Source organism: Nocardioides sp., from assembly GCF_041913365.1.
Classification (GTDB): domain Bacteria; phylum Actinomycetota; class Actinomycetes; order Propionibacteriales; family Nocardioidaceae; genus Nocardioides.
This window is the reverse complement of sequence record NZ_JAYSFM010000001.1, coordinates 447,857-472,149: the sequence shown is the minus strand read 5'-3', so window position 1 is coordinate 472,149 and position 24,293 is coordinate 447,857. Positions and strand designations below refer to the sequence as shown.

Here is a 24,293-nt window from a genome sequence, read left to right as displayed (position 1 = left end):
GGCGCCTCCGTGCGTCTGACGTGGTACAGCGTTGTTTCGGGGGAGGGACTCGATGACCGATCGATCCGGGTTCGACGAGTTCGTCCACGCGCGCGGGCCGGCGCTCGCGCGCACGGCGTACCTCCTGACGGGTGACCACCACCTCGCCGAGGACCTGGTGCAGGCGGCGCTCGTGCAGGCCGCCAAGCACTGGGAGCGGATCGAGACCTCGCCCGAGGCCTACGTCCGGCGCACGATGTACCACCAGAACATCTCCTGGTGGCGGCGCCGGCGCTTCGCCGAGACCCCGCTGGAGTCGTACGACGCCCCGGTGGCGGCGAGCGACCCGACGCTGCGGCTCACCCTGGAGCAGGCCCTGCGCCGGCTCACCCCGCGCCAGCGGACCGTGCTGGTGCTGCGCTACTTCGAGGACCTGACCGAGGTCCAGACGGCTTCCGCGCTGGGCATCTCCAGCGGTGCGGTGAAGTCCATGTCGCGCGACGCCCTGCGCCGGCTGCGCGACCTCGCCCCCGAGCTCGCCGACCTGGTGGGAGCCGACACATGAGCACCGACCTGCGCGAGGAGCTCGACGCCCTCGCCCGCACCCAGACCTTCTCCCCCGACCCGTCCGCGTGGGACCGCGGCCGCCGCGCGCGTCGTCGGGCCCGTGCCGGGCGCGTCGCTGCCGCGGTCGCCGTCGTCGCGCTCGTCGTGGGGGTCGGCGCTGTCGCCTTCGCGCCGGACCGCGACGCGCCGCAGCCCGCCGAGACGCCGCGCGGCGCGCTCCCGAGCCGGGTCGACCTGCGCGAGGCCGACTTCGGGGCCGAGTTCGAGACGGACTACGCCATCGGCCGGGCCTCGGTCGCGCTCGCCAACGGCCTCCTGCTGGTCGACGCCGAGGACGGGACGTACCACCGGTTCGGCGTCGTCGCCGACATCGTCGCCCTCTCACCGGACGGCTACCGGGTCGCGTGGTGGTCACGCGGCAGCATCGACCCGGATCGGATCTCCCTCGCCGACCTGCGGACCGGCGAGGTGACCGAGTGGGCGTTCAACCAGGGCGCCGGCGGGAAGGTCACCGCGCTCTCCTGGTGGCCCGACTCCGCCCACCTGCTGTGGCAGGGGCGAAGCGACGATGGCGCGCCGCGCGCGGCGTTGATCGACGTGCCCGGCTCGTCCGAGGAGTACGACTTCCACGGTCGCTACGGCGCACGCGGTATCCCGTCACCGAGCCGCGACATCGTCGCCCTGCCCTCCGACGGCGAGGTCGCCGCGGCGCCCTTCGAGCAGGTCCCCGAGCGTGGCAGCGGCCGGATGACAGGCATCCCGGTCGACCGCGCCCTGCCGGCCGACCTCCACCCCGACGGCGCCGTGGTGACCCCGATCGGCTGGGCCGACGAGGACCACGTGGTCGCGATCATCGACCCACCGCCGAGCGACGTCGTCGAGCGGCCCCGTCTGGCCGTGTTCACCTCGCCCGACCAGCCGGAGTCCGCGTGGACCTACCGCGAGTTCCTCCCGCGCCTCCCACCCGAGGCGACCAGCTTCGCCGTCGACCTGATCCCCGACCTCACCGGCGACCCCGACCAGGAGCTCACGCACGACTTCAGCGCGGACGCTCCGGCGGACGAGCGCGACATCTCGTGGCTCATCGGCCTCGGCGTCGCCGCCGCGATCGCCGTACTGATGGCGCTGCGCTGGCTCTGGCGCCGCATGCTGGGGTAGTCCAGTGAGAGATGGCTGTCGATCACCCTGTCAGACAGCCATCTGCCACTGGACTACCCGGGCGCGACAGCCATCTGTCACTGGACTACCGCCGGACGGCTAGCGCGGGTCGCGGCCGGCGAAGGCGGCGAGCCGGTCGTACGCCGACGCGTCGGCGCCGACCTCCACCTCGGGGCCGAAGGCGTCGCCCCGGTTGTCGGACGTCAGGCCCTGCTGCATGAAGGCGAGGCCGCGCTCGGCGACCTCGTCGTCGAGGCGCTGCGGGCGGCCGAGCGCGCGGACCAGGTCCCACGTGTGGACGCCGAGCTCGGCGCTCTGCCAGTCGGCCTGCGCGGCCTGGTCGTCGGGCTGGTCGTGCCAGTGATGCAGGAGGTCGTCGCCGTGGTTGCGGAAGTAGCCCGCCCACTGGCCGTCGGCCACGTCGGGCTCGGCGACCCAGTCGACCTCCTCACCGCGGGCCTGCTGGAGGAAGTGCTCGGGTGCGACCGCGAGGTGCCTGGCGAGCTGGCGCACGGACCAGTCGCCGCACGGCGTCGGCTGGTCCCACTCGTCGGGGTGGATCGAGGCGAGCACGTCGCCCGCCTGGTCGATCGCGCGGGAGAGGACCACGACGGCCTGGTGAGGAGATGCCATGCCACCACTCCAGCGCCAACCGGACCGGCACGCAAGGGGGTCGGCTGCGGACGCAGCCGGGACCTTCGCCTCTATTTCCACCGTTCGGCACCGGGTGACCATGCCACCATGACTCCTGACCTGCCCCTGATCGAGAAGGACCATGCCTGCGCGTGCGGCGAGCACGACGCGGCCCACCCCGAGCTGGATGCGCGCGTGATCCCCCACGCGCTGCGCCACGGAGCCATCCTGGGAGCGCTGTCCCGGGTCCGCCCGGGTTCGTCGATGGTGCTGGTCGCGCCGCACAACCCGCTGCCGCTGCTCGCCGAGATCGATCGCGAGGAGAACGGCGCGATCGAGGTCACCTACCTCGCCGAAGGACCCGAGGCGTGGCGCCTGCTCCTGACCCGCGCAGCCTGACGGCACCGTCCGGACGACCGCAACAGGCGCGCGGCTCATGGGGGCTGCGCGACCGTCCGGGGGTGCTGTGGCTGGTCCTGGCGGTGCTCGTCGCAGTGACGCATCCGTGGGTTCCCGACGCCGTGTGGCTGCTCACCCACCTCGTCCTGCTGGGCGCGCTTACGCACTCTGCGATGGTGTGGAGCACGCATTTCGCCGCGACGATCCTCAAGTCGCCGCCGACGATCGACGACCGCCGGGTCCAGTCGCGGCGGCTGCTGCTCCTGCTCGCCGGCACGACGATGGTCGTGGTCGGCGTTCCCAGCACCTGGTGGCCGCTGACCCTCGCCGGTGCGGTCACCGTGAGCACGGCGGTCACGTGGCACGCCGTCCAGCTCGTACGGCGCCTGCGCCGTGCGCTGCCCGGCCGCTTCCGTGTGACCGTCCGGTTCTACGTCGCCGCCGCGGCGTGCCTGCCGATCGGCGCGACCTTCGGCGTACTCCTCGCCCGGCAGCCGGCCGACCCGTGGCACGGCCGGCTGCTCGCGGCCCACGTCGCGACCATGGCACTCGGCTGGCTCGGTCTCACCGTGACCGGCACCCTGGTCACGCTCTGGCCGACGATGCTCCGGACCCGGATGGACGACCGGGCCGAGCGGCTGGCCCGCCAGTCCCTCCCGGCCTTCGTGACCGCGCTGCTCGTCATCGATGCCACGGCGCTCGCCGGCCTGTCGATCGGCACCGCCGCCGGGCTCGCCCTGTGGTTGGCTGCGCTGGGCTGGTGGGGTCGGGCCCTCGTGGCGCCCGTGCTGCGCCGTCCGCCGCGCGAGCTCGGCCCGGCCTCGGTCGGCCTGGCGCTGCTCTGGCTGACCGGGGGCCTCGTCGCCGCCGCGATCACGGTCGCGACCCGCGGGGTCGGCGACCTCGGCGACCTCTCCGGCCGGATCTCAGCGGTCGTCGCCGCCGGCTTCGGCCTGCAGCTCCTCAGCGGCGCGCTGAGCCACCTCGTACCGAGTGTGCTTGGCGGGGGGCCGAGTGTCGTTCGCGCCGGGCAGCGCTGGCTGGAGAAGGGCGCCGTCGCGCGCCTCACGCTCGTCAACGGCGGCCTGCTCGTGTGCCTGCTGCCCGTGCCCTCCGCGGTCCGGGTCGTCGCGTCGTCGCTCGTGCTGGTGGCCTTCGCCGCCTTCGTCCCACTGATGCTGCGCGGCATCCGTGCCGCCGTGGCTGCCCGGCGGGCGTTGGTCGCCGGCGAACCTGTCGAGACGCCCGAGCGCGCCCCCTGGTCGCTCGGCCAGCTCGGCGCGGCGACGAGCGCGCTCGCCCTGGTGGTCGCGGTGGCCGGGGTGCTCGCCGTGCCCGCGGCCTCCTCCGACCTCGCGGCGGGAGTGACCCCGACCGGGGAGACGACCACGGTCCGCGTCGAGGCCCGCGACATGGCCTTCCACCCCGCGACGATCGACGTCCCGGCCGGGAACCGGCTCGTGGTGGAGCTGGTGAACACCGACGACGAGGACACTCATGACCTCGTGCTGCCCGACGGCACGCACACCCCGCGGCTCGCGCCCGGCGACAGCGCGACCCTCGACGCCGGCGTGGTCGGCACGTCCACCGAGGGATGGTGCTCGGTCGTCGGCCACCGGCGGATGGGCATGGTGCTCACCATCCGCGCCGGCTCCGCGGAGACGGCTCCCGCCAGCGAGCACACCCACATGGCGCACGGATCCGACCACGACGCCGCGGCCACCTCACCGGCGTACGACGCCTTGCTCCCGCCGTCGCAGGGCAGCGTGCACCGCGTCCACATGACCATCGACGAGACCGTTCTCGAGGTCGCGCCGGGAGTCTGGCAGGAGCGGTGGACCTTCAACGGCCGGGCGCCGGGGCCGGTGTTGCGCGGGCGCGTCGGCGACCGGTTCGTGGTGACCGTGCACAACGCCGCCTCGATGACGCACTCCATCGACTTCCACGCCGGCGAGCGCGCGCCGGACGGGGTGATGCGCGCGATCCCACCCGGCGGGACGCTGGTCTACCGGTTCACGGCTCGGCGGGCCGGGATCTGGATGTACCACTGCTCGACGATGCCGATGAGCAGCCACATCGCGGCCGGGCTCAGCGGCGCGGTCGTCATCGACCCGCCGGGCCTCGCGCCGGTCGACCACGAATGGGTGATGGTCGGCTCGGAGACGTTCCTCGGCGACGACACCTCCCGAGAGGGCGCCGACGAGGTGGACGACACCGCCGTCGCCGCCGAACGGCCCGACCTCGTGGCGTTCAACGGGCGCGCCTTCCAGTACGACACGGCGCCGCTGCGCGCCCGGGTCGGGGAGAGCGTGCGGGTGTGGGTCCTCGACGCCGGGCCAAACCGGCCGATCGCCTTCCACGTCGTCGGCGAGCAGCTCGACAGCACGTGGAGCGAGGGTGCGTGGACGCTCCGTCGCGGCACCCGCGGGGGCGCCCAGGTGCTGCCCCTCCTCCCGGCGCAGGGTGGCTTCGCCGAGCTGACCTTCGACGAGCCGGGGCGCTACCCCTTCGTCAACCACGTGATGGTCGACGCCGAGCGCGGTCAGCACGGCCTGGTCGAGGTCAGCCCTCGGTGAGGTAGGCCAGCTGGGCGCGCACCGAGAGCTCGGCCGCGCCCCACAGCACCGGGTCGACGTCGGCGTACACGATCTCGACGATCGCGCGCGGCAGCGTCTCGTGCGGGAACGAGCCGCCCTCGCGCTCGATCGCATGCAGGTCGCGCAGCGCCTGCCGCACCTGCTCGAGCCGCTGCTGACGGTGCGCGAGGTAGAAGTCGAGGGCGCCGAGCGCGTCGTCGATCACCGGCCCGTGGCCGGGCCAGACGCTGGTGATCCCCTGCTCGCCGCACAGCGCGTGGAGCCGCTGGAGGGAGGCGAGGTAGGCACCGAGCTGGCCGTCGGGGTGCGCCACGACGGTGGTGCCGCGTCCCAGCACGGTGTCGCCGGTGAGCACCGCGCGGTCCTGCGGCACCACGAAGGACAGCGAGTCGGACGTGTGGCCGGGCGTCGCCACGACGTGCACCTCGAGGCCGCCCACGGCCACCACGTCGCCCTCGCCGAGGCCCTCGGAGCCCAGCCGGTACGCCGGGTCCAGGGCACGTACGCCGCACCCGTGCCGCTCGGCGTACTCCCGGGCGGCCTCGCTGTGGTCGGCGTGGTGGTGGGTCAGCAGCACCACGGCCACGTCGCCGGCAGCGGTGTCGATCGCGTCGAGGTGCGCGGCGATCGACGGCCCCGGGTCGACGACGACGGACCGCGACGAGTCGGGGTCGCGCAGCACCCAGGTGTTGGTGCCGTCGAGGGTCATGACGTCGGCGTTGGGCGCCAGCACGCACTGCCCGGTCGAGCCGAAGGATCCACCGGACCAGCTCATCGCGCGGCCATCAGGGCGGCGTAGTGCGGTGGCGTGGAGAGGATGAACTCGTCGCCGTCGGCCACCACCTCGGGCATGAACATCTCCACGGTCCGGCCCTGTGCCTCGGCGAGCACGGCGTCGGGGTCGGCGTGCTGCGCGACGTCGAGGCAGGTCAGCCAGGTCGGGGGCAGCATGAAGATCTGCTGCTGCTCGACCTGCTCGACGGCCTCCTGCGCACCGAGCCAGGCGACCGAGGACGACTCGGAGGAGACGTCGCGGGTGACCTGGCCCTCCGGCAGCCGTGCGACGAAGAACCACGTGCGGTAGCGCCGCGGCTCGAAGACCGGCGTCAGCCAGCCCGCCCAGGCGCCCAGCAGGTCGGTGCGCAGCACGAGGGCGCGCTTCTCGAGGAACTCGGTCAGCGAGATCTCGCGCGTCTCCAGCGCGACCCGGTCGGCCTCCCAGTCGTCGCCGGTGGTGTCGGCGACGACCTCGTCGGCGCTCGGCCCGGCCAGCAGCACGGACGACTCCTCGAAGGTCTCGCGGACCGCGGCGCACACCAGCGCGCGCGCCTCGGGCTCGGCGCAGCCGAGCCGCGACGCCCACTCCGCGGGCGAGGGTCCGGCCCACAGGCTTCGGTCCACCAGCTCGTCATCGAAGTCGCGCGGGTCCACGCCGCCGCCGGGGAACACGCACATCCCGCCGGCGAACGCCATCGACGTCTGCCGGCGCAGCAGGTAGACCTCCGAGCCGGTGGCACCCGGGCGCAGCAGCACGACCGTCGCCGCGTCGCGCGGCTCGGCCGGCGTGGCGCCGCCCTCGGCGTACGACCGGGCCTGGGCGACGAGCGCGTCGGGGAGCGGGAGTCGCTCCACGCTCAGACCTCGACGATGATCTCGACCTCGACGGGCACGTCGAGCGGCAGCACCGAGACGCCGACGGCGGAGCGGGCGTGCTTGCCGGCGTCGCCGAACACCTCGCCGAGCAGCTCGGAGGCGCCGTTGGCGACCTTGGGCTGGCCGGTGAAGTCGGGGGTCGAGGCGACGAAGACGACGGCCTTCACGACCCGCTTCACGTCGTCGAGGGAGCCGATCTCGGCCTTGACCGCGGCGAGCGCGTTGAGGGCGCACTGGCGGGCGCACTCGTAGCCCTGCTCATCGGTGACCTCGCCGCCGACCTTGCCGACGGCGATCATCTCGCCGTCGCGGGCCGGCAGCTGGCCGGCGGTGAAGACCAGGTTGCCGGAGCGGGCCGTCGGCTGGTAGGCCGCGACCGGCGGGGAGACCTCGGGGACGGTGATGCCCAGCTCGGCCAGGCGCGCCTCGGCACCCATGTCAGGCCCCCTGCGCGGGACGCTTGAGGAAGGCGATCAGACCACCCTGGGCGTTGGTCTGGATGGTGACCAGCTCCCACCCGTCCTGGCCGAAGTTGTTGAGCATGAGCGCTTCGTTGTGGAGCGGAATCGGCGCCACCTGGTATTCCCACTTGGTCATGCGTCGCACCCTACTCGGGGCGGACGGGGGTCCTCCCGTGGGCGGACGCGCGACCGCACGCGGCCGTCTATCGTCCGCACCATGGACCGGCACCCCTGGCGACTCGGCCCCCGCGGACGGCGGTGGTTCGACCGCCTGCTGGTCGCCGGCCTGCTGCTGCTCGTCATGGGCCACGTGGTGGCGGGGCAGCTCCCCTCGACGGTGTTCTCGGTCCTCGAGCTGCTGCCGCTGCTGTGGCGTCGCCGCCACGCGTGGCCGGTCTTCCTGGCCGTCGCCGCGCTCAGCGCCGCGCAGGCCGTCGTCGTGGACGAGCCCACCGTCGGGCAGCTGGCGTTCCCGGTCGCGCTCTACTCCCTCGCCCGCTGGTCGCCGCGCTGGCAGGGCATCGTCGGGCTGCTCGTCGGCTACGCCGGCGCGCTGGTCGCGGCCGTGCGCTGGATGCTCGGCTTCGGCGCGGGCGAGCTCACCGCCGGCAACCTGACGCCCTACGCCGTCACGATCAGCGCCATCGTCACCGCGGCCTGGGCGCTGGGCTTCGCCGCGCAGGAGCGCGAGAAGTACGTCGCCTCGCTGGTCGCGCGCGCCGAGCAGGCCGAGCGGATGGCCGAGCGCGAGGTCGAGCTCGCCGCCCGCGACGAGCGGTCGCGGATCGCCCGGGAGATGCACGACGTCGTCGCCCACGGCCTGTCGGTGATCGTGATCCAGGCCGACGGCGCCCGCTACGCCGCGGCCAAGGACCCCGACGTCGCGGTCGGCACCCTCGAGACGATCGCCTCGACCGGACGCGAGGCGCTCACCGAGATGCGCCGGCTGCTGGGGCTGCTCCGCGACGGCGACACCGGGGTCGCGCCGCAGCCCGGGCTCGACGACGTACGCCACCTGGTGGACGAGGCACGCGCGGCGGGCACCCGGGTCGAGGCCGACCTCCCCGCGGCGCCGGTCGACGTGCCGGACGGCGTCGGGCTGGCGGCGTACCGCATCGTGCAGGAGGCGCTGACCAACGTGCGCAAGCACGCCGGTCCGGCCGCCACCGTCCAGGTGCGCGTCGCGGTCGACCGCGAGGTCGAGGTGGACGTGCGCGACGACGGGCGCGGGGCGGCCGCGCCCTCCGACGGCCACGGCCTGGGCCTGGTCGGGATGCGGGAGCGAGCCGCCGTGCACGGTGGCACGCTGGAGGCCGGACCGGCCACCGGTGGCGGCTTCGCGGTGTCTGCGAGGCTGCCGCTGTGAGCCCCATCCGCGTCTTCCTCGTCGACGACCAGCAGATGGTGCGGGCCGGCTTCCGGATGCTGGTCGACAGCCAGGACGACATGGTCGTCGTCGGCGAGGCCGGCGACGGCGGCGAGGCGCTGTCGCAGCTCGCGGTCACCGCCGCCGACGTCGTGCTGATGGACGTCCGGATGCCGCGGCTCGACGGCGTCGAGACCACCCGCCGCCTGCTCGCCGGGCCCACCCCACCGCGGGTCATCGTGCTGACCACCTTCGACCTCGACGAGTACGCCTTCGCCGCGATCCGCGCCGGCGCGTCGGCCTTCCTGCTCAAGGACGCCGCACCGCCCGACCTGCTCGGCGCGATCCGGGCCGTCCAGGCCGGCGACGCGGTCGTCGCGCCGAGCACCACCCGCCGGCTGCTCGACCACTTCGCCGCGCTGCCCGACCCGGCCGTGCCCGCGGCCGCGGACGACCGGCTCGCGCTGCTCACCGAGCGGGAGGTCGAGGTGCTGACCCTCATCGCCCGCGGCCTCACCAACACCGAGATCGCCACCGACCTCGTGGTCGCGGAGACCACGGTCAAGACGCACGTCGGCCGGATCCTCGCCAAGACCGGCTCCCGCGACCGCGTCCAGCTGGTCGTCCTCGGCTACGAGTCCGGCCTCGTCACCCCCTGAGTCCTCCCCAGGTCGTACGCCGGCCCGCCGGGTCCGCCCGCGGACCGACCTGCGGTCCGTCCCGGAGGCCGACGATCGCAGGGCCGCGGACGGTGAGCGTTGTCCCCATGACGACGACACTCACCGACCAGACGACAGCCGCCAGCGCCCGCGGCCTGACCCGCACCTACGGCGACGGCGACAGCGCCGTCCACGCGCTGCGGGGCATCGACCTCGACCTGCCCGCCGGGCGGTTCACCGCGATCATGGGCCCGAGCGGCTCCGGCAAGTCCACGCTCATGCACTGCCTCGCCGGCCTCGACGTGGCCACCGCCGGCACGGTGACCGTCGCCGGTCGCGACCTCGCCGGGCTCGACGACACCGCGCTCACCCTCTTCCGCCGCGAGCACATCGGCTTCGTCTTCCAGGCCTTCAACCTGCTCCCGATGCTGACCGCCGGGCAGAACATCCTGCTCCCGCTCGAGCTCGCGGGCCGTCCCGTCGACCGCGAGCGCTACGACCAGGTCGTCGGCGTCCTCGGCCTCGCCGACCGCCTCGGCCACCTGCCCAGCGAGCTCTCCGGTGGCCAGCAGCAGCGCGTCGCCATCGCCCGCGCGCTGGTCACGCAGCCCGACATCGTGTTCGCCGACGAGCCGACCGGCAACCTCGACAGCGAGGCAAGCGCCGAGGTGCTCGGCCACCTGCGCCGGTCGGTCCGCGAGCTCGGCATGACCGTGGTGATGGTGACCCACGAGCTCGACGCGGCGTCGTACGCCGACGACGTGGTGGTGATCCACGACGGCGCCGTCAGCGCGCACCTCACCGACCCGGGCCAGGACGAGCTCGTCGCCGCGCTCCGCGGGCGGAACGCCTGATGCGCGGCGTGCTGCTCGCCTCGCTGCGCCACCACACGCGCAGGTACGTCGCCGCCGCGCTCGCGGTGGTGATCGGAGTCGCGTTCGTCGTGGTCACCGGCATGCTCACCGGCGCGACCCGCGAGGGCCTGACCGCCGACGTCGGCGCGCCCGTCGCGCACGTCGACCACGTGGTCACGGTCGACGACGCGAAGGTCGCCGCCCGCCTCATGGACACCGCCGCCGAGGAGGGGTTCCCTGCGCTCACGCTGGGCTACGCGATGGAGCCGGTCACCCGCGACGGCGTCCAGCTCGCGCCCTCGGCGGACGTCTCCGAGGTCTCGCTCGACCCCGTCCAGCAGTGGCAGGACCTCGAGGACGGCCGCTTCCCGACTGCACCGGGCGAGGCGGTGGCGGACGTCAACGCCGCGAAGAGCAACGACGTCGCGATCGGCGACGTGCTCCGGATCGGCACCGGCGGGGCGGCCACCGACGTCGAGGTCGTCGGACTGGTCGACAGCCCGGCCGCGATGGGGGCCGCGCTCTACGTGCCGTGGGAGGTGCTCGACCGGTTCCGCGGCACGCTGTGGGTCGACGCCGTGGCGTGGGGCGGCAGCCCCGAGCTCGCCACCCAGGTCGCCCCGGGTGCCACCGTCGAGCGTGCCGCGGACTGGGTCGCCGACCGCCAGGCCGAGATCTCCCGAGGGGTCGACGTGCTCGCGATCATGGCGCTGGTCTTCGTCTTCATCGCCCTCTTCGTCGGCGTCATGGTCATCGCCAACACCTTCGCGATCCTCTTCGCCCAGCGGATGCGCGACTTCGCGCTGCTGCGCTGCGTCGGCGTCACCCGCCGCCAGCTGCGCCGGGCCGTGCGCCTCGAGGCGCTGGCGCTCGGCGTCGCCGCCTCGGCCCTCGGCATCGCCGTGGGCGCCGTGCTGGGCTACGCCCTGGTCGCGCTCGTCCGGCACTGGTACGCCGACATGGGCAGCGCCTCGCTCGACCCGATGTGGACGGGTGGCGCCTTCGTCATCGGCCTGGTCGTGACCATGCTCGCGGCCTGGCTCCCGACCCGGAACGCGACGAAGGTCGCACCGCTGGCGGCGCTGCGGCCCGACACGGGGGTCGACGTACGGTCCGCGGCCGGTCGCTGGCGGCTGGCGCTGGCCGGGCTGTTCCTGGCCGGCGGCAGCTTCCTGCTCGTCGTCTCGGTCGTCTCGCACACCGTGCCGGTCATGCTCGTCGGCGGCGGCGCGGCCTTCATCGGCGTGCTGCTGCTCGGCCCGGTCCTCGTGCCCGCCCTCATCAGGCTGGTCGGCCGGGTCGCCGGCCGGGGTCCGGTGCGGCAGCTCGCGACCGGCAACGCGGTGCGCAACCCACGGCGTACGGCGACCACCGCCGCGTCGCTGCTCGTCGGCGTCACCCTCACCACCGCCGTGCTCACGGGGCTGGCCTCGACGCGCACGGAGCTCGACCGGGAGATGGACGAGGAGTACCCCCTGGACGCGACGATCACCGCGGTCGACACCCCGCTGGCGGCGGACCTGGCCGAGCGCGTCGGCGCGGTCGACGGCGTCGCCGACGCGGTCACGCTCGACGGGACCGCCGCCAGCATCGGCCGGGTCGAGGTGCCGCTGGTCGGCGTCGACGGCCGGGCCGGTGTCGTGCGCGGACCCGACGACCTGGCTCCTGCGGACGACGTGCTGGTGCTGCCGTACGACGTCGTCGAGGAGCTCCCGCGCGCGCTCCGCGACCGGGTGTGGGACGACCGCGAGGTGACCGTGACCGTGGGTGGTCGCGATCACGCGATGGTCGTCGAACCCTCGTCCGGCTGGGGCCGGGCGGGTCTGGTGTCCGGCGCGACGCTGACGGAGCTCGACGGCTCGCCGCAGCCGACGGCCGTGTGGGTGCGGGCCGCCGACGGCGCCGACGCCGAGGACCTGCGCGGCGACCTGGCCGCGCTGGCCGGGGCGTCGGGCGCGGGCCTCGTCGGCGGCTACAACAACCGGGCGTGGGTGAATCTCCAGGTCGACGTGATGACCGGGGCCGTGGTCGGCCTGCTCGGGATCGCGATCGTCATCGCGCTCGTCGGCATCGCCAACACCCTCGGGCTGTCCGTGCTGGAGCGCGGCCGGGAGAACGCCCTGCTCCGGGCGATGGGTCTGACCCGGACGCAGCTGCGCCGGGCGATGGCGGCCGAGGGCCTGCTGCTGTCGGGCGTCGCGACGGTGCTCGGCACCGCGCTCGGCCTGGTCTTCGCCTGGGTCGGCGTCGAGGTGCTGATCGGCACCGTGGTCGACGAGGTAGGGCTGACGGTGCCGGTGCTGCAGGTGGCCGGCGTGGCGGTGGTCGCGGCGCTCGCGGGCCTCGGCGCCTGCGTCGTACCCGCTCGCAAGGCAGCACGGGTCACCCCGGCCGCCGGGCTCGCGCTCGACTGAGGACGGAGCAGACGCGCCGGACCTCCGCAGGGCAGAGGTCCGGGGCGTCGGTCCGGTGGGTGCCCGGTCAGTCGGTCTTCCGGCTGACGAGCAGGCCCAGGACGGCGTAGCCCACGACGAGGTGGACGACCGCCACGACGTGGGCGGCGGTGTCGCCGAAGATGCCCAGGGTCGGGATCACGACGACGGCCCAGCTCTCGGCCACCATCGGCCAGACGCGCGAGAGACCCTTCCAGCGGCCGGCGATCGCGATCCGGATGCCGATGAGGAACATGCCGAGCATCGACAGCGGCCAGAAGGCGTCGAGCACGACGTACTGGACCTTGTCGAAGTCGGTCAGGCCGAGCCCGTCGCTCGCCGTGGAGCCGATGGCGAGGCCGATGGCGACGGCCTCCGCCCGCAGCACGAAGCGCGCGACCCGGCCCCCACCGAGGGCCCGGGTCCGCCAGAGCGTGCGCACCAGGAACAGCAGCCCGACCTGGAACAGGCCGGACGCGATCGAGTAGGCCAGCTCGTCGGCGTGGCCCACGGGGTCGATGCCGACCACGGCCATCGTCGCGGCCCAGGCGAGGGCACCGGCGGTGAGGACCGCGCCGTGGACGGCGTACGGGTGGCGGGAGCTCGTCCCCTCCGGGGCCGCTGTCGCGACGTCGGAGCGGGCGGGAGCGGGTGAGTGCTGGATCGTCACGGTCGTGACTCCTGTCGTTGCGTGGGTGTCGGGCCGCGATCTGCGGCACACCCAGAACGTTCGCGGTCCCGGCGCCCCGCGCGTCAGGGAGAGCGGTCCCCCGTCCGTCCCGCGGCGGTGTCCCCCGAGACAGGGACCTCGGTCCCGGGACGGCGGGACGCCCGCGCAGTGATACTGCTCGCGTGAGCAGACTCCTCGAGCCCGTCGTCGTGGCGCTGGCATCGCTCACCGCGGTCGCGACCTCGCTGTGGCTCGACCTCGCCACCACCGACGCCGAGCGGGCCACCGCGACCACCGAGGCGGCCACGTCCACCGCGCTGCCGGGCCTGCTCCTCGCCGTCGCCTCCGTCGTCGTCCTGGCGGCGCGTCCGGGTGACACGGTCGGCCGGCTGCTCGGCGTCGTGGCGGTGGCCTGGACGCTCGACGGCGCGCTGTACGGCTGGGTGGCCTACAGCCTCGCCCACGACCTGCCCGGCACCGACTTCGCCTTCTGGTTCGTCGCCCGCGTCGGGGCCTTCCTGCTCTCCGGGCTGGTGGCGCTCCTGCTGCTCTACCCCACCGGCACGCTCGTGCCCGGCCGGGCGCGGCGGGCGGCGTGGGCCGTCCTCGGCGCCGCCGTGGCCCTGCCGGTCATGCTGCTGCTGGCGCCCGACTCGGTCGTGTTCGCCGCGGGTGAACCGGTCGGCTCCACCGAGCTGGTCCGCGTCCCGTGGTCGGACGCCACGGCCGAGGCGATGCTCCGCGGCGGTCAGGTGCTGACCCTCGGATCGATCGTCGGCGCGCTGGCCCTCGTGTGGGTGCGCCACCGCAGCGCCGCGGCGCCCGAGCGCACCCAGCTCCGCTGGCTCCTGTGGGCCGGCATCATCTGCGTGCTGATGGTCGCGGCGGGCGCCACGATCTCGGTCGGCGGCCTCGTCACCACGATCCTCCTCGACCTCGCCGTCGCGGCCCTCGCCGTGTCGGTGACGATCGGGCTGCTGCGCCCGGGGCTCGGCGACGTCGACGCCCTGGTCGCGTGGACCCTGACCACGGCCGCGATCGCAGCCGCCGTGGTGGCCGTCGACGTGCTGTTCCTGGCCGCCGGCACCGCACTCCTGGGCGACCGGCTCGACGAGCGCGGCGCGACCGTGGTCGTGCTGGTGCTCGCGGTCGTCGTCTACGGGCCGCTGCGCACCTGGCTCGGCGGGCTCGTACGCCGCCTCCTGCTGGGCCGGCGGGCCGACCGGTACGGCGCGGTGACCGGTCTCGCCGCACGGCTCGAGACGACCGGCACCATCGACGAGCAGCTGCCGGCGCTGGCCGGCGCGGTCGCCGAGACCTTCAAGGTCGGACACGTCCGGGTCGAGGTGGTCACCCCGGGCGGCGGCCTGCTGTCCGCGTCGCACGGACGGGCGCCCGCGGAGGTGCAGGAGATCGACATCGCCTACCAGGGCGAGCGGGTGGGTCGGCTGGCCCTTCCCGTGCAGGGCTTCCGCTCGATGCTGTCCCACCGCGACCAGGGCCTCCTGGTCGACCTGGTCCGCCAGGCCGCGGTCGCGATCCGCGCCCGGCTGCTGGCCACCGAGCTGCAGGAGAGCCGCGAGCGCCTGGTGCTCGGCCGCGAGGACGACCGCCGCCGGATCCGCCGCGACCTCCACGACGGGCTCGGCCCGGCGCTCGGGGGCGTGGCGCTCAGGCTCCAGGCCGCCGGCAACGCCGTCGACACCGACCCCGAGCGCGCCCGCGAGCTCGTGGGCCTGGCCCGCACGGAGGTCAGCGACGCGCTCGACGACGTACGCCGCCTGGTGCACGACCTGCGCCCGCCGGCCCTCGACGACCTCGGCCTCGAGGCGGCCGTCCGTCAGCAGGCCGACCGAGTGCGCTCCGAGGTCGACGTGACGGTGTCCGCCGTGGGCACCACCGGGTTGCCGGCCGCGGTCGAGGTGGCGGCCTACCGCATCGTCGCCGAGGCCCTCACCAACGTGGTGAAGCACGCCGGCGCCGAGCGGGTCGACGTACGCCTCGAGGCGGGCGCGTCGGGACTGGACGTGACCGTCGCCGACGACGGCCGGGGCATCGGTGCCGATGTCACGGCCGGGGTCGGCCTGCTGTCGCTGCGCGAGCGCGCCGAGGAGCTCGGCGGTCGCTGCGAGGTGGTCTGCCCGGACACCGGTGGCACCACCGTCCACGCCGTCCTGCCGTACGGTCGCGGGACCGCGCCCGAGAGGAGCACCCCGTGACCGAGCCGATCCGGTTGCTGATCGCCGACGACCACCCGGTCTACCGCGACGGCCTGGCCTCGCTGCTCGACCCGATGCCGGGCATCGAGGTCGTGGCCCGCGCCGCGGACGGCGCCGAGGCGGTCGCGCTGGCCGAGCAGCACCGGCCCGACGTGGTGATCATGGACGTGCAGATGCCGGTGATGAACGGCATCGACGCCACCCGCGCGGTCGTCGCCGCGCACCCGGGCACCGGCGTGCTCGTGCTGACGATGGGCGAGGACGACGGGACCGTGCTCTCGGCACTGAGGGCCGGCGCGCGGGGCTACCTCCGCAAGGGCGCCGAGCAGGACGAGATCGTCCGGGCCGTGTCCACCGTGCACGGCGGCGGGGTCGTCTTCGGCGCGTCGTTGGCCGCCCGGATCGCCGAGGTGCTCGCACCGGCCTCCCGGCCGGAGCGGCCCTTCCCCGAGCTCACCGAGCGCGAGACCGAGGTGCTCGACCTCATCGCGGCCGGCCGCAACAACGGCCAGATCGCCCAGCAGCTGTTCCTGTCGCCGAAGACGATCCGCAACAACATCACCAGCATCCTGGCCAAGCTGCAGGCCACGGACCGCGCCGAGGTGATCATCCGGGCGCGCGACGCGGGCCTGGGGCGCGACGACTGACGTCCCCGGGGCACTAGCCTCCCGTCATGGAGCACAACGATGCCAGCGAGTCACGAGAGCGTGCCGAGGACCGCGGGCCCTTCGAGCGGTTCGTCGACGCGGTCAACGAGAGGGTCAGCCGGGCGCCGTTCTTCGCCGTGATCCTGGTGGCCCTCGTCGCCTGGGCGGTGAGCTACCCGCTCTGGAAGACCACGACCAAGTGGGAGCTGGCGCTGCACACCGGGTCCGCGATCCTGTCGCTGCTCCTGCTCGTGCTCCTCGAGAACGCCGGTCGCCGCTCCGAGGAGGCCGCCCAGGAGAAGCTCAACGTCCTGGCCGAGGCCCTCGCCGCGCTGATGGACTCACGCGCCGCGGACGACCCCGACCTCCAGGAGGCGGTCGACAAGCTCCGCAAGGCCGTCGGCCTGGAGGAACGCCACTAGTCCGCGAGCAGGCGCAGCGTCGTCTCCCGGTTCGGCGAGGCCTGGACGTCGGTGCCCGCGTGGGCGCCGGCGACGGGGTGGACCATCACCTCGTCGACGTCGTACGTCGCCGCCAGGTCCTGGAGCTGCTTGCGCGCCTGCTCGGCGTCGCCGACCACCCAGCGCCCGGACATGGCGGTGCCGAAAGAGGTCTGGTCCGGCGTCATCTCGACCGCCTCGGCCTCCTCGACGAGGCGCTGCGGGTGCAGCGGGGCGCCGGTCCGCAGGGCGATCATCTGCTGGACGTTGGGCAGCGCCTGGCGGCGCGCCTCCTCCTCGGTCTCCGCGACGACGGCGTTGACGGTGAGGAAGGTGCGCGGCTCCGGGTACTCCGGTGAGGGCCGGTACGACGACCGGTAGAGGTCCAGCGCGACGCCGGTCCCCTCGCCCGAGAAGTGGTGCGCGAAGACGTAGGGCAGGCCCTTCTCGGCCGCCAGCCGGGCGGAGTAGTCCGAGGAGCCGAGCAGCCAGATGTCGGCGACCGAGCGGGCCGAGGGGGTCGCCCGCAACGGCTGGCGCCGCGGGCCGATCTGCAGCTCGACGCCGTCGCTGGTCATCAGCGTGCGGATGTCCTCGACGTAGTCGGGGAACTTGGTGACGGCCTCGTCCGCCGACTCGGCGCTGCCGCCGCGCAGGACGTAGCGCGTGAGCGGGTCGGTGCCGGGCGCGCGCCCGATGCCGAGGTCGATCCGGCCCGGGAAGGCCGCCTCGAGCAGGGCGAACTGCTCGGCTACGACCAGCGGCGCGTGGTTGGGCAGCATGACGCCGCCCGAGCCCACCCTGATCCGGGACGTCGCCGCGGCGAGCATCGCGATCAGGACCGGCGGGTTCGTCGCCGCGACGGCCGGCATGTTGTGGTGCTCGGCGACCCAGTAGCGGCGGTAGCCGAGCTCGTCGGCGACCCGGGCGAGGGCCCGCGAGGCGGCGATCGCGTCGCCGGTGGTCTGGTCGCTGCGGACGGGCACGAGGTCGAGCACGGAGAGGGCGGTCACTGTCTGCCCAGCGCCTGCGAGCGGCGGGTTATTCCGAAGGACTACTCGTTTGACCTCACGTGCACCTGAGGTCCTACCGTCGCCCGGTGACCACCAGCACGACCCGCGAGCCGCGCGAGCGGATCCTGTCCCCGGCCTACGCCGCCACCACGATCGGGCTCTTCTCCCTCATCGCCTTCGCCGCCTTCGAGTCGATGGCCGTCACCACCGTCATGCCCACGGTGGCCCGGAGCCTCGACGGCTTCGACTACTACGCGCTGTCCTTCGCCGCACCGTTCGCGAGCGGGGTGGTCGGCATGGTCGCTGCCGGCATGTGGGCCGACCGGCGCGGGCCGTTGCAGCCGCTGGTCGCCTCCCTCGTGACGTTCTCGGCCGGGCTCCTCGTCTGCGGGACGGCCTCGGCGATGGAGGTCTTCGTCCTGGGTCGCATCGTGCAGGGGCTGGGCGGCGGGTTGCTGACCGTCGTGGCGTACGTGCTCGTGGGACTCGTCTACCCCGCGCGGCTCCAGGCCGCGATCTTCGCGGCCTTCGCCGCAGCATGGGTGCTGCCCGCCCTCTTCGGCCCCGGCGTAGCAGCACTCGTCGCGGCCACGCTCGGCTGGCGCTGGGTGTTCCTCGGCATCGTCGTCCTGGTCGCGGTCGCGGCCGCGCTGGTCACCCCGACGGCGCGCAGGCAGCCGGTGCCCGTGCAGCCGGGCGCCGCCACGTGGACGCGCCTGGGGTGGGCCGTGCTGGCCGCGGCCGCGGTGCTCGTCCTCGAGCTCCTCGGCTCCGGGACCGGGCTGACCCTGGTCGCCGCGGCCGTCGCCTTCGCGCTCGTCGTCGTCGGGCTTCGACCGCTGCTCCCGGCCGGGACGCTGACCGGCGGGCGCGGCTTGCCGTCGGTCATCGCGACCCGGGGGCTGCTGGCGGCGTCGTTCTTCTGCGCCGAGGCCTACATCGTCTACGTCCTGCAGGAGCGGTGGGACCTCTCGCCGGGGCAGGCCGGCATCGCGCTCACGCTGGTCGGCGTGGTGTGGGCCTCGTCCAGCCAGGCGTCGTCCCGCCTCGGCGAGCGCGTCTCGCACGGCACGGCGTTCCGGCTCGGCACGACGGTGGTGCTCGTCGGGGTCGCGGCGATCGCGCTCGTCGTCTGGCTGCGCAGCAACGACACGGCCGTGCCCGCCGCGGCCCCGATCGCGGCGTACGTCTTCGCCAGCATCGGCATGGGCTTCGCCTACCCCCGCACCGGCGTGTCCATGCTGGCCTCGGCGACCGACGAGGACCGCGGCTTCAACTCCTCCGCGCTCACCGTCGCCGACTCGCTGGGCGCCGCGCTCGCGCTGTCGGTGAGCGGCATCGCGTACGCCGCTGCGGAGCGCGCCGGCGCCGACCCGTTCCCGGTGGTCTACCTGCTCGCGGTCGCCATCGCGGTCGTCGGCGTGCTGGCCGCCTCGCGCACCTCAGCGGCGGCGTAGGCGCGCCTCCACCAGGGCCGGCGGCGCGTAGCCGCGGTCGGCCTCGTTGAGCGTCGTGCCGGGCGGCACGATCTCGTCGATCCGGTCGAGCACGTCGGGCGGCAGGATCACCTTCTCGACGCCGAGCTGCGACTCGAGCTGCTCCAGCGTGCGCGGGCCGATGATGGCCGACGACACCGCCGGGTGGGCGAGCACGAAGCCGAGCGCGAGGTGGATCAGCGAGAGGCCGGCCTCGTCGGCGAGCTCCTGCAGCTGGTGGACCGCCTCGAGCTTGACCTTGTTGTCGGGGCTGTTCGGGTCGTGCCGCGCGGGCTGGCGCTGCAGCCGGCTCGACGTCACGGCAGGCTCCTCGCCGCGGCGGTAGCGGCCCGACAGCCAGCCCCCGGCGAGCGGGCTCCACGGCAGCACGCCGAGGCCGTACTTCTGCGCGGTCGGCAGGATGTCGCGCTCCACCTCGCGGGCGAGGATCGAGTACGGCGGCTGCTCGGTGGCCGGGCGCTCGCGCTGGCGCTTCTCCGCCACCCACTGCGCCTCGACGACCTGCGAGGGCAGGAACGTCGAGGTGCCGATGTAGCGGATCTTGCCCTGGCGCACGAGGTCGGTCAACGCGCCGAGTGTCTCGTCGATGTCGACCTCGGGACGCGGGCGGTGGACCTGGTAGAGGTCGATGTGGTCGACCTGCAGCCGGCGCAGCGAGGCCTCGACCTCGCGGATGATCCAGCGGCGGGAGTTGCCGGCCTGGTTGGGGTCCTCGTCGTGCATGCTGCCGTGGAACTTGGTCGCGAGGAACACGTCGTCGCGGCTGCCCGAGCGGGCCTGCAGCGCCTTGCCGACGATCTCCTCGGACTCGCCGCGGGCGTAGACGTCGGCGGTGTCGATGACGTTGATGCCGGCGTCGAGGGCGCGGTGGATGATCGCGATCGACTCGTCGTGGTCGGGGTTGCCCCAGGCGCCGAACATCATCGCGCCGAGGGTCAGCGGGCTGACCTGGACGCCGGTGCGGCCGAGGGGGCGGTAGTGCTCGAAGTGACTCATGCGGTCTTCTCCTCCAATGAGGTGGCGTACTGGCTGGCGGGGCGGTCGAGGCCGTAGTGCTCGCGGAGCGTGCTTCCTGTGTACTCCGTGCGGAACAACCCGCGGCGCTGCAGGATCGGTACGACGTGGTCGACGAACGCCTCGAGGCCGGACGGCAGGGCGGGCGGCATCACGTTGAAGCCGTCGGCCGCACCGCTGGTGAACCAGTGCTCGATGGCGTCGGCGACCTGCTCGGGCGTGCCGGAGAAGGTGCGGTGGCCGCGCCCGCCACCGAGGCGGCCGATCAGCTCGCGCACCGTCAGCCCCTCGCGGCGGGCGAGGGTGACGATCAGCGTGTAGCGCGACTTCGCGCCCTCGATCTGGTCCTCGGCCGGCAGGTCGTCGGGCAGCTGCTCGTCGAGCTGCAGCCGCTCGGGCGCCACTCGCAGGGTGCGGGCGAGCTGGCGCCGGGCGTACTCGGGGAGGATCAGCCGGTCGAGCTCCGCCTCCAGAGCGCGGGCCTCGGCCTCGGTGGACCCGATGGCCGGCACGATGCCCGGCAGCACCAGCAGCCGCTGCGGGTCACGGCCGAACGTCGCAGCCCGCGCCTTGATGTCGGCGTAGAACTCCTGGGCGTCCTCGAGGGTCTGCTGAGCGGTGAAGATCGCCTCGGCGTACTGCGCGGCGAAGTCCCGGCCGTCCTCCGACGACCCGGCCTGCACCAGCACGGGGCGTCCCTGCGGCGAGCGGGGCAGGTTGAGCGCGCCGTGGACCCGGAAGTGCTGGCCCACGTGCTCGATCGGGTGCACCTTGTCGGTGTCGCCCCAGCGCCCCGCCTCCTTGTCGGCCAGGACCGCGTCGTCCTCCCAGCTGTCCCACAGCCTGGTGGCGACCTCGACGAACTCGCGCGCCCGGCGGTAGCGGTCGGCGTGCGCCGGCAGCTCGTCGAGCCCGAAGTTGCGGGCTGCCTCCAGCGTGGCGGTGGTGACGATGTTCCAGCCGGCCCGGCCGCCGCTGACGTGGTCGAGCGAGGCGAAGCGGCGGGCCAGGTTGAACGGATCGTTGTACGACGTCGACGCGGTCGCGATCAGCCCGATGTGCGACGTCGCGGCCCCCATCGCGGTGAGCAGCACCGTCGGCTCGAGGGTCCCGGCCGGCCGCCGGCCCACCTCGCCGAAGAGGGCCGGGGAGTCGGCGAAGAACACCGAGTCCATCAGCCCGCGCTCGGCGGTCTGCGCGAGGCGGACGAAGTGGGCGACGTCGGTGTTGCTCCTCGGGTCGCTCTCCTCGAGCCGCCACGACGCCTCGTGGTGGCCGGTGCTCATCAGGAACGCGTTCAGCCGCAGCTGCCGCGTCGGCTCGCCCGTCACGAGGCGGCCCGCTCGTCGAGGCGCGCGCCGCTGTGGCGCCCGGGCACCTCGTCGTGGTCGTCCTCGACGCCGAGCTCGGAGAGCAGCCGGCTGCGCAGCCGGGCGAACGCCGGGTCGGCCTGCGAGCGGCGGGTGCCGAGGTCGATGTGCGCGTCATGGCGTACGACACCGTCGTCGAGCACGATCACACGATCGGCCAGCACGATCGCCTCGTCGACGTCGTGCGTCACCAGCAGCACCGCCGGCTGGTGCACCTCGCAGAGCTTGCGCAGCAGGGTGTGCATCCGGATCCGGGTCAGCGCGTCGAGGGCGCCGAACGGCTCGTCCGCCAGCAGCAGCTGCGGGTCGCGGACGAGCGAGCGGGCCAGCGAGGCGCGCTGCTGCTCACCTCCGGACAGCTCGTGCGGCCACGCCTTCTCGCGACCGCCGAGGCCGACCTCGGCGAGCGCCTGCGAGCCGCGCTCGGCGGCGTCGGAGGACCGCAGCCCGAAGGTCACGTTGTCGAGCAGGCGCTTCCACGGCAGCAGCCGGGAGTCCTGGAAGACCACGGAGACCTTGTCGGGCACGGTGATCCGACCGGTGCCCGCGACGCCGCGGTCCAGCCCCGCCAGGGCCCGGAGCAGGGTGCTCTTGCCCGACCCGCTGCGACCGAGGAGAGCCACGAACTCCCCGGGCGCGATCTCGAGGTCGAGGCCGTTGAGCACGCCGCCCGCCTCGTTGAAGCTGCGGTGCAGGTCGGTGACCTGGACCGCCGCGGTCAGCTCGCCAGCGTACGACGCCATGACAGTGCCTTCCTCTCGATGAGCCGGACCGCCGCGTCGGCGGAGACACCGAGCAGCGCGTAGACGACCAGGCCGACGACGATCACGTCCGTCTGCCCGTAGTTCGAGGCCAGCGTGATCATGTGGCCGATGCCGCTCGTGGAGTTGATGACCTCCACGACGACCAGCGCGAGCAGCGAGGAGGTCACCGCGAAGCGCATGCCCAGCAGGAAGCCGGGCATCGCGCCGGGCAGCACCACGTGGCGGATGAACTCGCCGCGGGTCACGCCCAGGGTCTCCGCCAGCTCGGCGTACCGGCCCTCGATGGTGCGCAGGCCGTTGTGGGTGTGGATGTAGATCGGCACGAACACCGCGAGGGCGATGGTGAGGATCTTGAACGGCTCCCCGATGCCGAACCACAGCAGCAGCAGCGGGATCAGCGCGAGGGTCGGGATCGAGCGCTTCACCTGGACCGGGCCGTCGATGAGGGTCTCGCCGATCCGGGAGAGGCCCGAGATGAGCGCCAGGACCGTGCCGACGGCGACGCCGAGGCCGAGCCCGAGGGCGGCGCGGACACCCGAGGTGAGCAGGCTCTCCTGCAGGCGACCGTTCTCGACCAGCGTCTCGGCCGTCGTGACGACGGTCCACGGTGCGCTCAGGTTGCGCTCGTCGATCAGCCCGGTGGCCGAGCCGACGATCCACACGAGGAGCAGCACGCCGATGCCGATCAGGCCGCCGAAGCGGATCGGTGCGCCGGGGCCGAGCCGCCGGCGTACCGGGCGGACGTCCTCGGCCGTCGTCACCCGACGGGCCGGTGCGGTCAGCGTCGTCATGATGATCCCTTCACAGCCGCGGCGATGGCCTTCTCGAAGCGGCGGTCGTAGATGGTCTCCACGTCGAGCGGCTCCTGGTCCTGCGCCTCGACGAGGGTGTCGACCGTCTCCTGGTGGCGGGCGATGAACTCGTCCCAGCTGGTCGGCACGGTGAACTGCCCGAGCGCCTTGACGACGTACGCCGCGTCCTCAGGGGTCAGGCCCTCGTGGTCGACGTAGTAGGCCCGGGCGAACTCGTCGGGGTGCTCGGAGATCCACTGCTGCGCCTCGGCCCACACGCCGACGTACTCCTTGATCGCGGCGGCCTTGTCGGCGTCCTCGAGCACGGTGGTGGGGGCGTAGAGCGTCCAGGCGTCGTCGCGCACGCCGGGCTTGATGGTGGTCGCACCGTCACGCTCGTACTTCGCGAGGTAGGTCTTGGCCAGGCTCTGACCGAGCGGCGCGACGTCGACCTGCTTGCCGGCGAGCGCGACGGAGAAGGCGTCGTCGACGCTCTGCATCTCCACGAACTCGACGTCGTCCTGGGTCAAGCCGGCCTCGCGGAGCACGTTGAGCACCAGCGCGCCCTGGGCCTGCCCGGGGCTGTAGGCGATCTTCTTGCCCTCGAGGTCCTCGATCGTGGTGACGTCGACGCCGGGCGCGACGCCGAGCTCGTACGTCGGGTGGTCCTCGGGGTCGACGGTCTCGCGGGCGGCGACGATGCGGACGTCGGTGCCGGTCCAGTGCGCGAAGAGCGGCGGGATGTCGGCGACCGACCCGATGTCGATCGCGTCGGCGCGGAACGCCTCCAGTGTCTTGGGGCCGCCGCTGATGTTGGCCCACTCGACGTCGATGTCGAGCTCGTCGATCAGCCCGGAGGTCTCCAGCGCCACCTGGGTGGCGGGGTCCCCGACGCGGAGCGTCGTGCCGTCGGCGGGCGTGTCGGGCAGGGCGGCGGTCAGCTCGAGCCTGGGTCCGGCATCGTCGGCGCCGCATCCGGTCATCGCGACCAGGCCGATCGTGGCCAGCAGTGCCGCGCGGACTAGGCGGGGGCGGTGCTTGTGGGGGCGGGGCCCTCGTGCCATCGGAACAACTCCTTCTCGGGGTGGAACGTTCAAAGTAATGTAACTAG

24 protein-coding genes are annotated in these 24,293 nt (G+C 73.8%); 12 read left to right on the top strand and 12 right to left on the bottom strand.

Annotation, left to right across the window (positions count from 1 at the left end; all coding sequences use genetic code 11):
* The first annotated feature begins 52 nt into the window (after nucleotides 1–52).
* Complete coding sequence (locus tag ACE3QY_RS02390) at nucleotides 53–544, top strand: SigE family RNA polymerase sigma factor (RefSeq protein WP_374454401.1); 492 nt, start codon at nucleotides 53–55, stop codon at nucleotides 542–544.
* Nucleotides 541–1,704 (top strand): hypothetical protein, encoded by a 1,164-nt coding sequence (locus tag ACE3QY_RS02385; RefSeq protein ID WP_374454400.1) that lies wholly within the window; start codon nucleotides 541–543, stop codon nucleotides 1,702–1,704. The genes ACE3QY_RS02390 and ACE3QY_RS02385 overlap by 4 nt, the downstream gene beginning before the upstream one ends.
* Before the next feature lie 99 nt (nucleotides 1,705–1,803).
* Here ACE3QY_RS02385 and ACE3QY_RS02380 read toward each other — a convergent pair whose 3' ends face one another.
* Complete coding sequence (locus ACE3QY_RS02380) at nucleotides 1,804–2,337, bottom strand: TIGR03086 family metal-binding protein (protein WP_374454399.1); 534 nt, start codon at nucleotides 2,335–2,337, stop codon at nucleotides 1,804–1,806.
* 108 nt (nucleotides 2,338–2,445) lie between these two features.
* On the opposite strand from ACE3QY_RS02380, the gene ACE3QY_RS02375 reads away from it, so the two are divergent.
* Together ACE3QY_RS02375 and ACE3QY_RS02370 are read left to right on the top strand one after the other, a co-directional pair.
* Entirely contained in the window at nucleotides 2,446–2,736 is a 291-nt protein-coding gene (locus ACE3QY_RS02375; RefSeq protein ID WP_374454398.1) for a DUF2249 domain-containing protein, read from the top strand.
* 62 nt (nucleotides 2,737–2,798) lie between these two features.
* Nucleotides 2,799–5,312, top strand: coding sequence for a multicopper oxidase domain-containing protein (locus ACE3QY_RS02370; protein WP_374454397.1), 2,514 nt, complete (start codon nucleotides 2,799–2,801; stop codon nucleotides 5,310–5,312).
* Here the strand turns inward: ACE3QY_RS02370 and ACE3QY_RS02365 are convergent.
* Genes ACE3QY_RS02365 through ACE3QY_RS02350 form a run of 4 tightly spaced genes read right to left on the bottom strand, consistent with a single transcriptional unit; the run spans nucleotide 5,299 to nucleotide 7,583 of the window.
* Nucleotides 5,299–6,108, bottom strand: a complete 810-nt coding sequence (locus ACE3QY_RS02365) for an MBL fold metallo-hydrolase (RefSeq protein ID WP_374454396.1) — start codon at nucleotides 6,106–6,108, stop codon at nucleotides 5,299–5,301. The genes ACE3QY_RS02370 and ACE3QY_RS02365 overlap by 14 nt on opposite strands.
* Entirely contained in the window at nucleotides 6,105–6,965 is an 861-nt protein-coding gene (locus tag ACE3QY_RS02360) for an NUDIX hydrolase (protein WP_374454395.1), read from the bottom strand. Before ACE3QY_RS02360 ends, ACE3QY_RS02365 begins: the two co-directional genes overlap by 4 nt.
* A gap of 2 nt (nucleotides 6,966–6,967) precedes the next feature.
* On the bottom strand, nucleotides 6,968–7,423 hold the full coding sequence (locus tag ACE3QY_RS02355; RefSeq protein WP_374454394.1) for a RidA family protein: 456 nt from the start codon (nucleotides 7,421–7,423) through the stop codon (nucleotides 6,968–6,970).
* 1 nt (nucleotide 7,424) lies between these two features.
* Nucleotides 7,425–7,583 (bottom strand): hypothetical protein, encoded by a 159-nt coding sequence (locus ACE3QY_RS02350; protein WP_374454393.1) that lies wholly within the window; start codon nucleotides 7,581–7,583, stop codon nucleotides 7,425–7,427.
* An 81-nt stretch (nucleotides 7,584–7,664) separates the two neighbouring features.
* On the opposite strand from ACE3QY_RS02350, the gene ACE3QY_RS02345 reads away from it, so the two are divergent.
* From ACE3QY_RS02345 to ACE3QY_RS02330, 4 genes are all read left to right on the top strand, one after another.
* Nucleotides 7,665–8,813: a sensor histidine kinase gene (locus ACE3QY_RS02345; protein ID WP_374454392.1), complete on the top strand. Its 1,149-nt coding sequence runs from the start codon at nucleotides 7,665–7,667 to the stop codon at nucleotides 8,811–8,813.
* Nucleotides 8,810–9,472 (top strand): response regulator, encoded by a 663-nt coding sequence (locus ACE3QY_RS02340; protein ID WP_374454391.1) that lies wholly within the window; start codon nucleotides 8,810–8,812, stop codon nucleotides 9,470–9,472. Before ACE3QY_RS02345 ends, ACE3QY_RS02340 begins: the two co-directional genes overlap by 4 nt.
* 107 nt (nucleotides 9,473–9,579) lie before the next feature.
* Nucleotides 9,580–10,326, top strand: coding sequence for an ABC transporter ATP-binding protein (locus ACE3QY_RS02335; RefSeq protein WP_374454390.1), 747 nt, complete (start codon nucleotides 9,580–9,582; stop codon nucleotides 10,324–10,326).
* Entirely contained in the window at nucleotides 10,326–12,740 is a 2,415-nt protein-coding gene (locus ACE3QY_RS02330) for an ABC transporter permease (RefSeq protein WP_374454389.1), read from the top strand. Before ACE3QY_RS02335 ends, ACE3QY_RS02330 begins: the two co-directional genes overlap by 1 nt.
* 67 nt (nucleotides 12,741–12,807) lie before the next feature.
* Here ACE3QY_RS02330 and ACE3QY_RS02325 read toward each other — a convergent pair whose 3' ends face one another.
* Nucleotides 12,808–13,428, bottom strand: coding sequence for a hypothetical protein (locus ACE3QY_RS02325; RefSeq protein WP_374454388.1), 621 nt, complete (start codon nucleotides 13,426–13,428; stop codon nucleotides 12,808–12,810).
* 182 nt (nucleotides 13,429–13,610) lie between these two features.
* Here ACE3QY_RS02325 and ACE3QY_RS02320 point away from each other — a divergent pair, with 182 nt between their 5' ends.
* The 3 genes from ACE3QY_RS02320 to ACE3QY_RS02310 are packed head-to-tail and all read left to right on the top strand — an operon-like array spanning nucleotide 13,611 to nucleotide 16,716.
* Nucleotides 13,611–15,647 (top strand): sensor histidine kinase, encoded by a 2,037-nt coding sequence (locus ACE3QY_RS02320; RefSeq protein WP_374454387.1) that lies wholly within the window; start codon nucleotides 13,611–13,613, stop codon nucleotides 15,645–15,647.
* On the top strand, nucleotides 15,644–16,294 hold the full coding sequence (locus ACE3QY_RS02315) for a response regulator (protein WP_374454386.1): 651 nt from the start codon (nucleotides 15,644–15,646) through the stop codon (nucleotides 16,292–16,294). The genes ACE3QY_RS02320 and ACE3QY_RS02315 overlap by 4 nt, the downstream gene beginning before the upstream one ends.
* 26 nt (nucleotides 16,295–16,320) lie before the next feature.
* Entirely contained in the window at nucleotides 16,321–16,716 is a 396-nt protein-coding gene (locus ACE3QY_RS02310; RefSeq protein WP_374454385.1) for a low affinity iron permease family protein, read from the top strand.
* Here the strand turns inward: ACE3QY_RS02310 and ACE3QY_RS02305 are convergent.
* Complete coding sequence (locus ACE3QY_RS02305; protein ID WP_374454384.1) at nucleotides 16,713–17,747, bottom strand: LLM class flavin-dependent oxidoreductase; 1,035 nt, start codon at nucleotides 17,745–17,747, stop codon at nucleotides 16,713–16,715. The two genes, ACE3QY_RS02310 and ACE3QY_RS02305, sit on opposite strands and share 4 nt — an antisense overlap.
* Before the next feature lie 86 nt (nucleotides 17,748–17,833).
* On the opposite strand from ACE3QY_RS02305, the gene ACE3QY_RS02300 reads away from it, so the two are divergent.
* Nucleotides 17,834–19,204 carry an MFS transporter gene (locus ACE3QY_RS02300; RefSeq protein WP_374454383.1) on the top strand — a complete coding sequence of 457 codons (1,371 nt, stop codon included), beginning with the start codon at nucleotides 17,834–17,836 and terminating at the stop codon, nucleotides 19,202–19,204.
* On the opposite strand, the gene ACE3QY_RS02295 is transcribed toward ACE3QY_RS02300, so the two are convergent.
* From ACE3QY_RS02295 to ACE3QY_RS02275, 5 genes are read right to left on the bottom strand one after another with little or no spacing between them, the layout of a single operon-like run.
* On the bottom strand, nucleotides 19,190–20,239 hold the full coding sequence (locus ACE3QY_RS02295) for an aldo/keto reductase (protein WP_374454382.1): 1,050 nt from the start codon (nucleotides 20,237–20,239) through the stop codon (nucleotides 19,190–19,192). The two genes, ACE3QY_RS02300 and ACE3QY_RS02295, sit on opposite strands and share 15 nt — an antisense overlap.
* A complete protein-coding gene (locus tag ACE3QY_RS02290; protein ID WP_374454381.1) occupies nucleotides 20,236–21,588 on the bottom strand; it encodes an LLM class flavin-dependent oxidoreductase in 1,353 nt (450 codons plus the stop codon). Before ACE3QY_RS02290 ends, ACE3QY_RS02295 begins: the two co-directional genes overlap by 4 nt.
* On the bottom strand, nucleotides 21,585–22,370 hold the full coding sequence (locus ACE3QY_RS02285; RefSeq protein WP_374454380.1) for an ABC transporter ATP-binding protein: 786 nt from the start codon (nucleotides 22,368–22,370) through the stop codon (nucleotides 21,585–21,587). The genes ACE3QY_RS02290 and ACE3QY_RS02285 overlap by 4 nt, the downstream gene beginning before the upstream one ends.
* Nucleotides 22,346–23,182, bottom strand: a complete 837-nt coding sequence (locus ACE3QY_RS02280) for an ABC transporter permease (RefSeq protein ID WP_374454379.1) — start codon at nucleotides 23,180–23,182, stop codon at nucleotides 22,346–22,348. The genes ACE3QY_RS02285 and ACE3QY_RS02280 overlap by 25 nt, the downstream gene beginning before the upstream one ends.
* On the bottom strand, nucleotides 23,179–24,246 hold the full coding sequence (locus ACE3QY_RS02275; protein WP_374454378.1) for an ABC transporter substrate-binding protein: 1,068 nt from the start codon (nucleotides 24,244–24,246) through the stop codon (nucleotides 23,179–23,181). The genes ACE3QY_RS02280 and ACE3QY_RS02275 overlap by 4 nt, the downstream gene beginning before the upstream one ends.
* Between the last annotated feature and the right edge of the window lie 47 nt (nucleotides 24,247–24,293).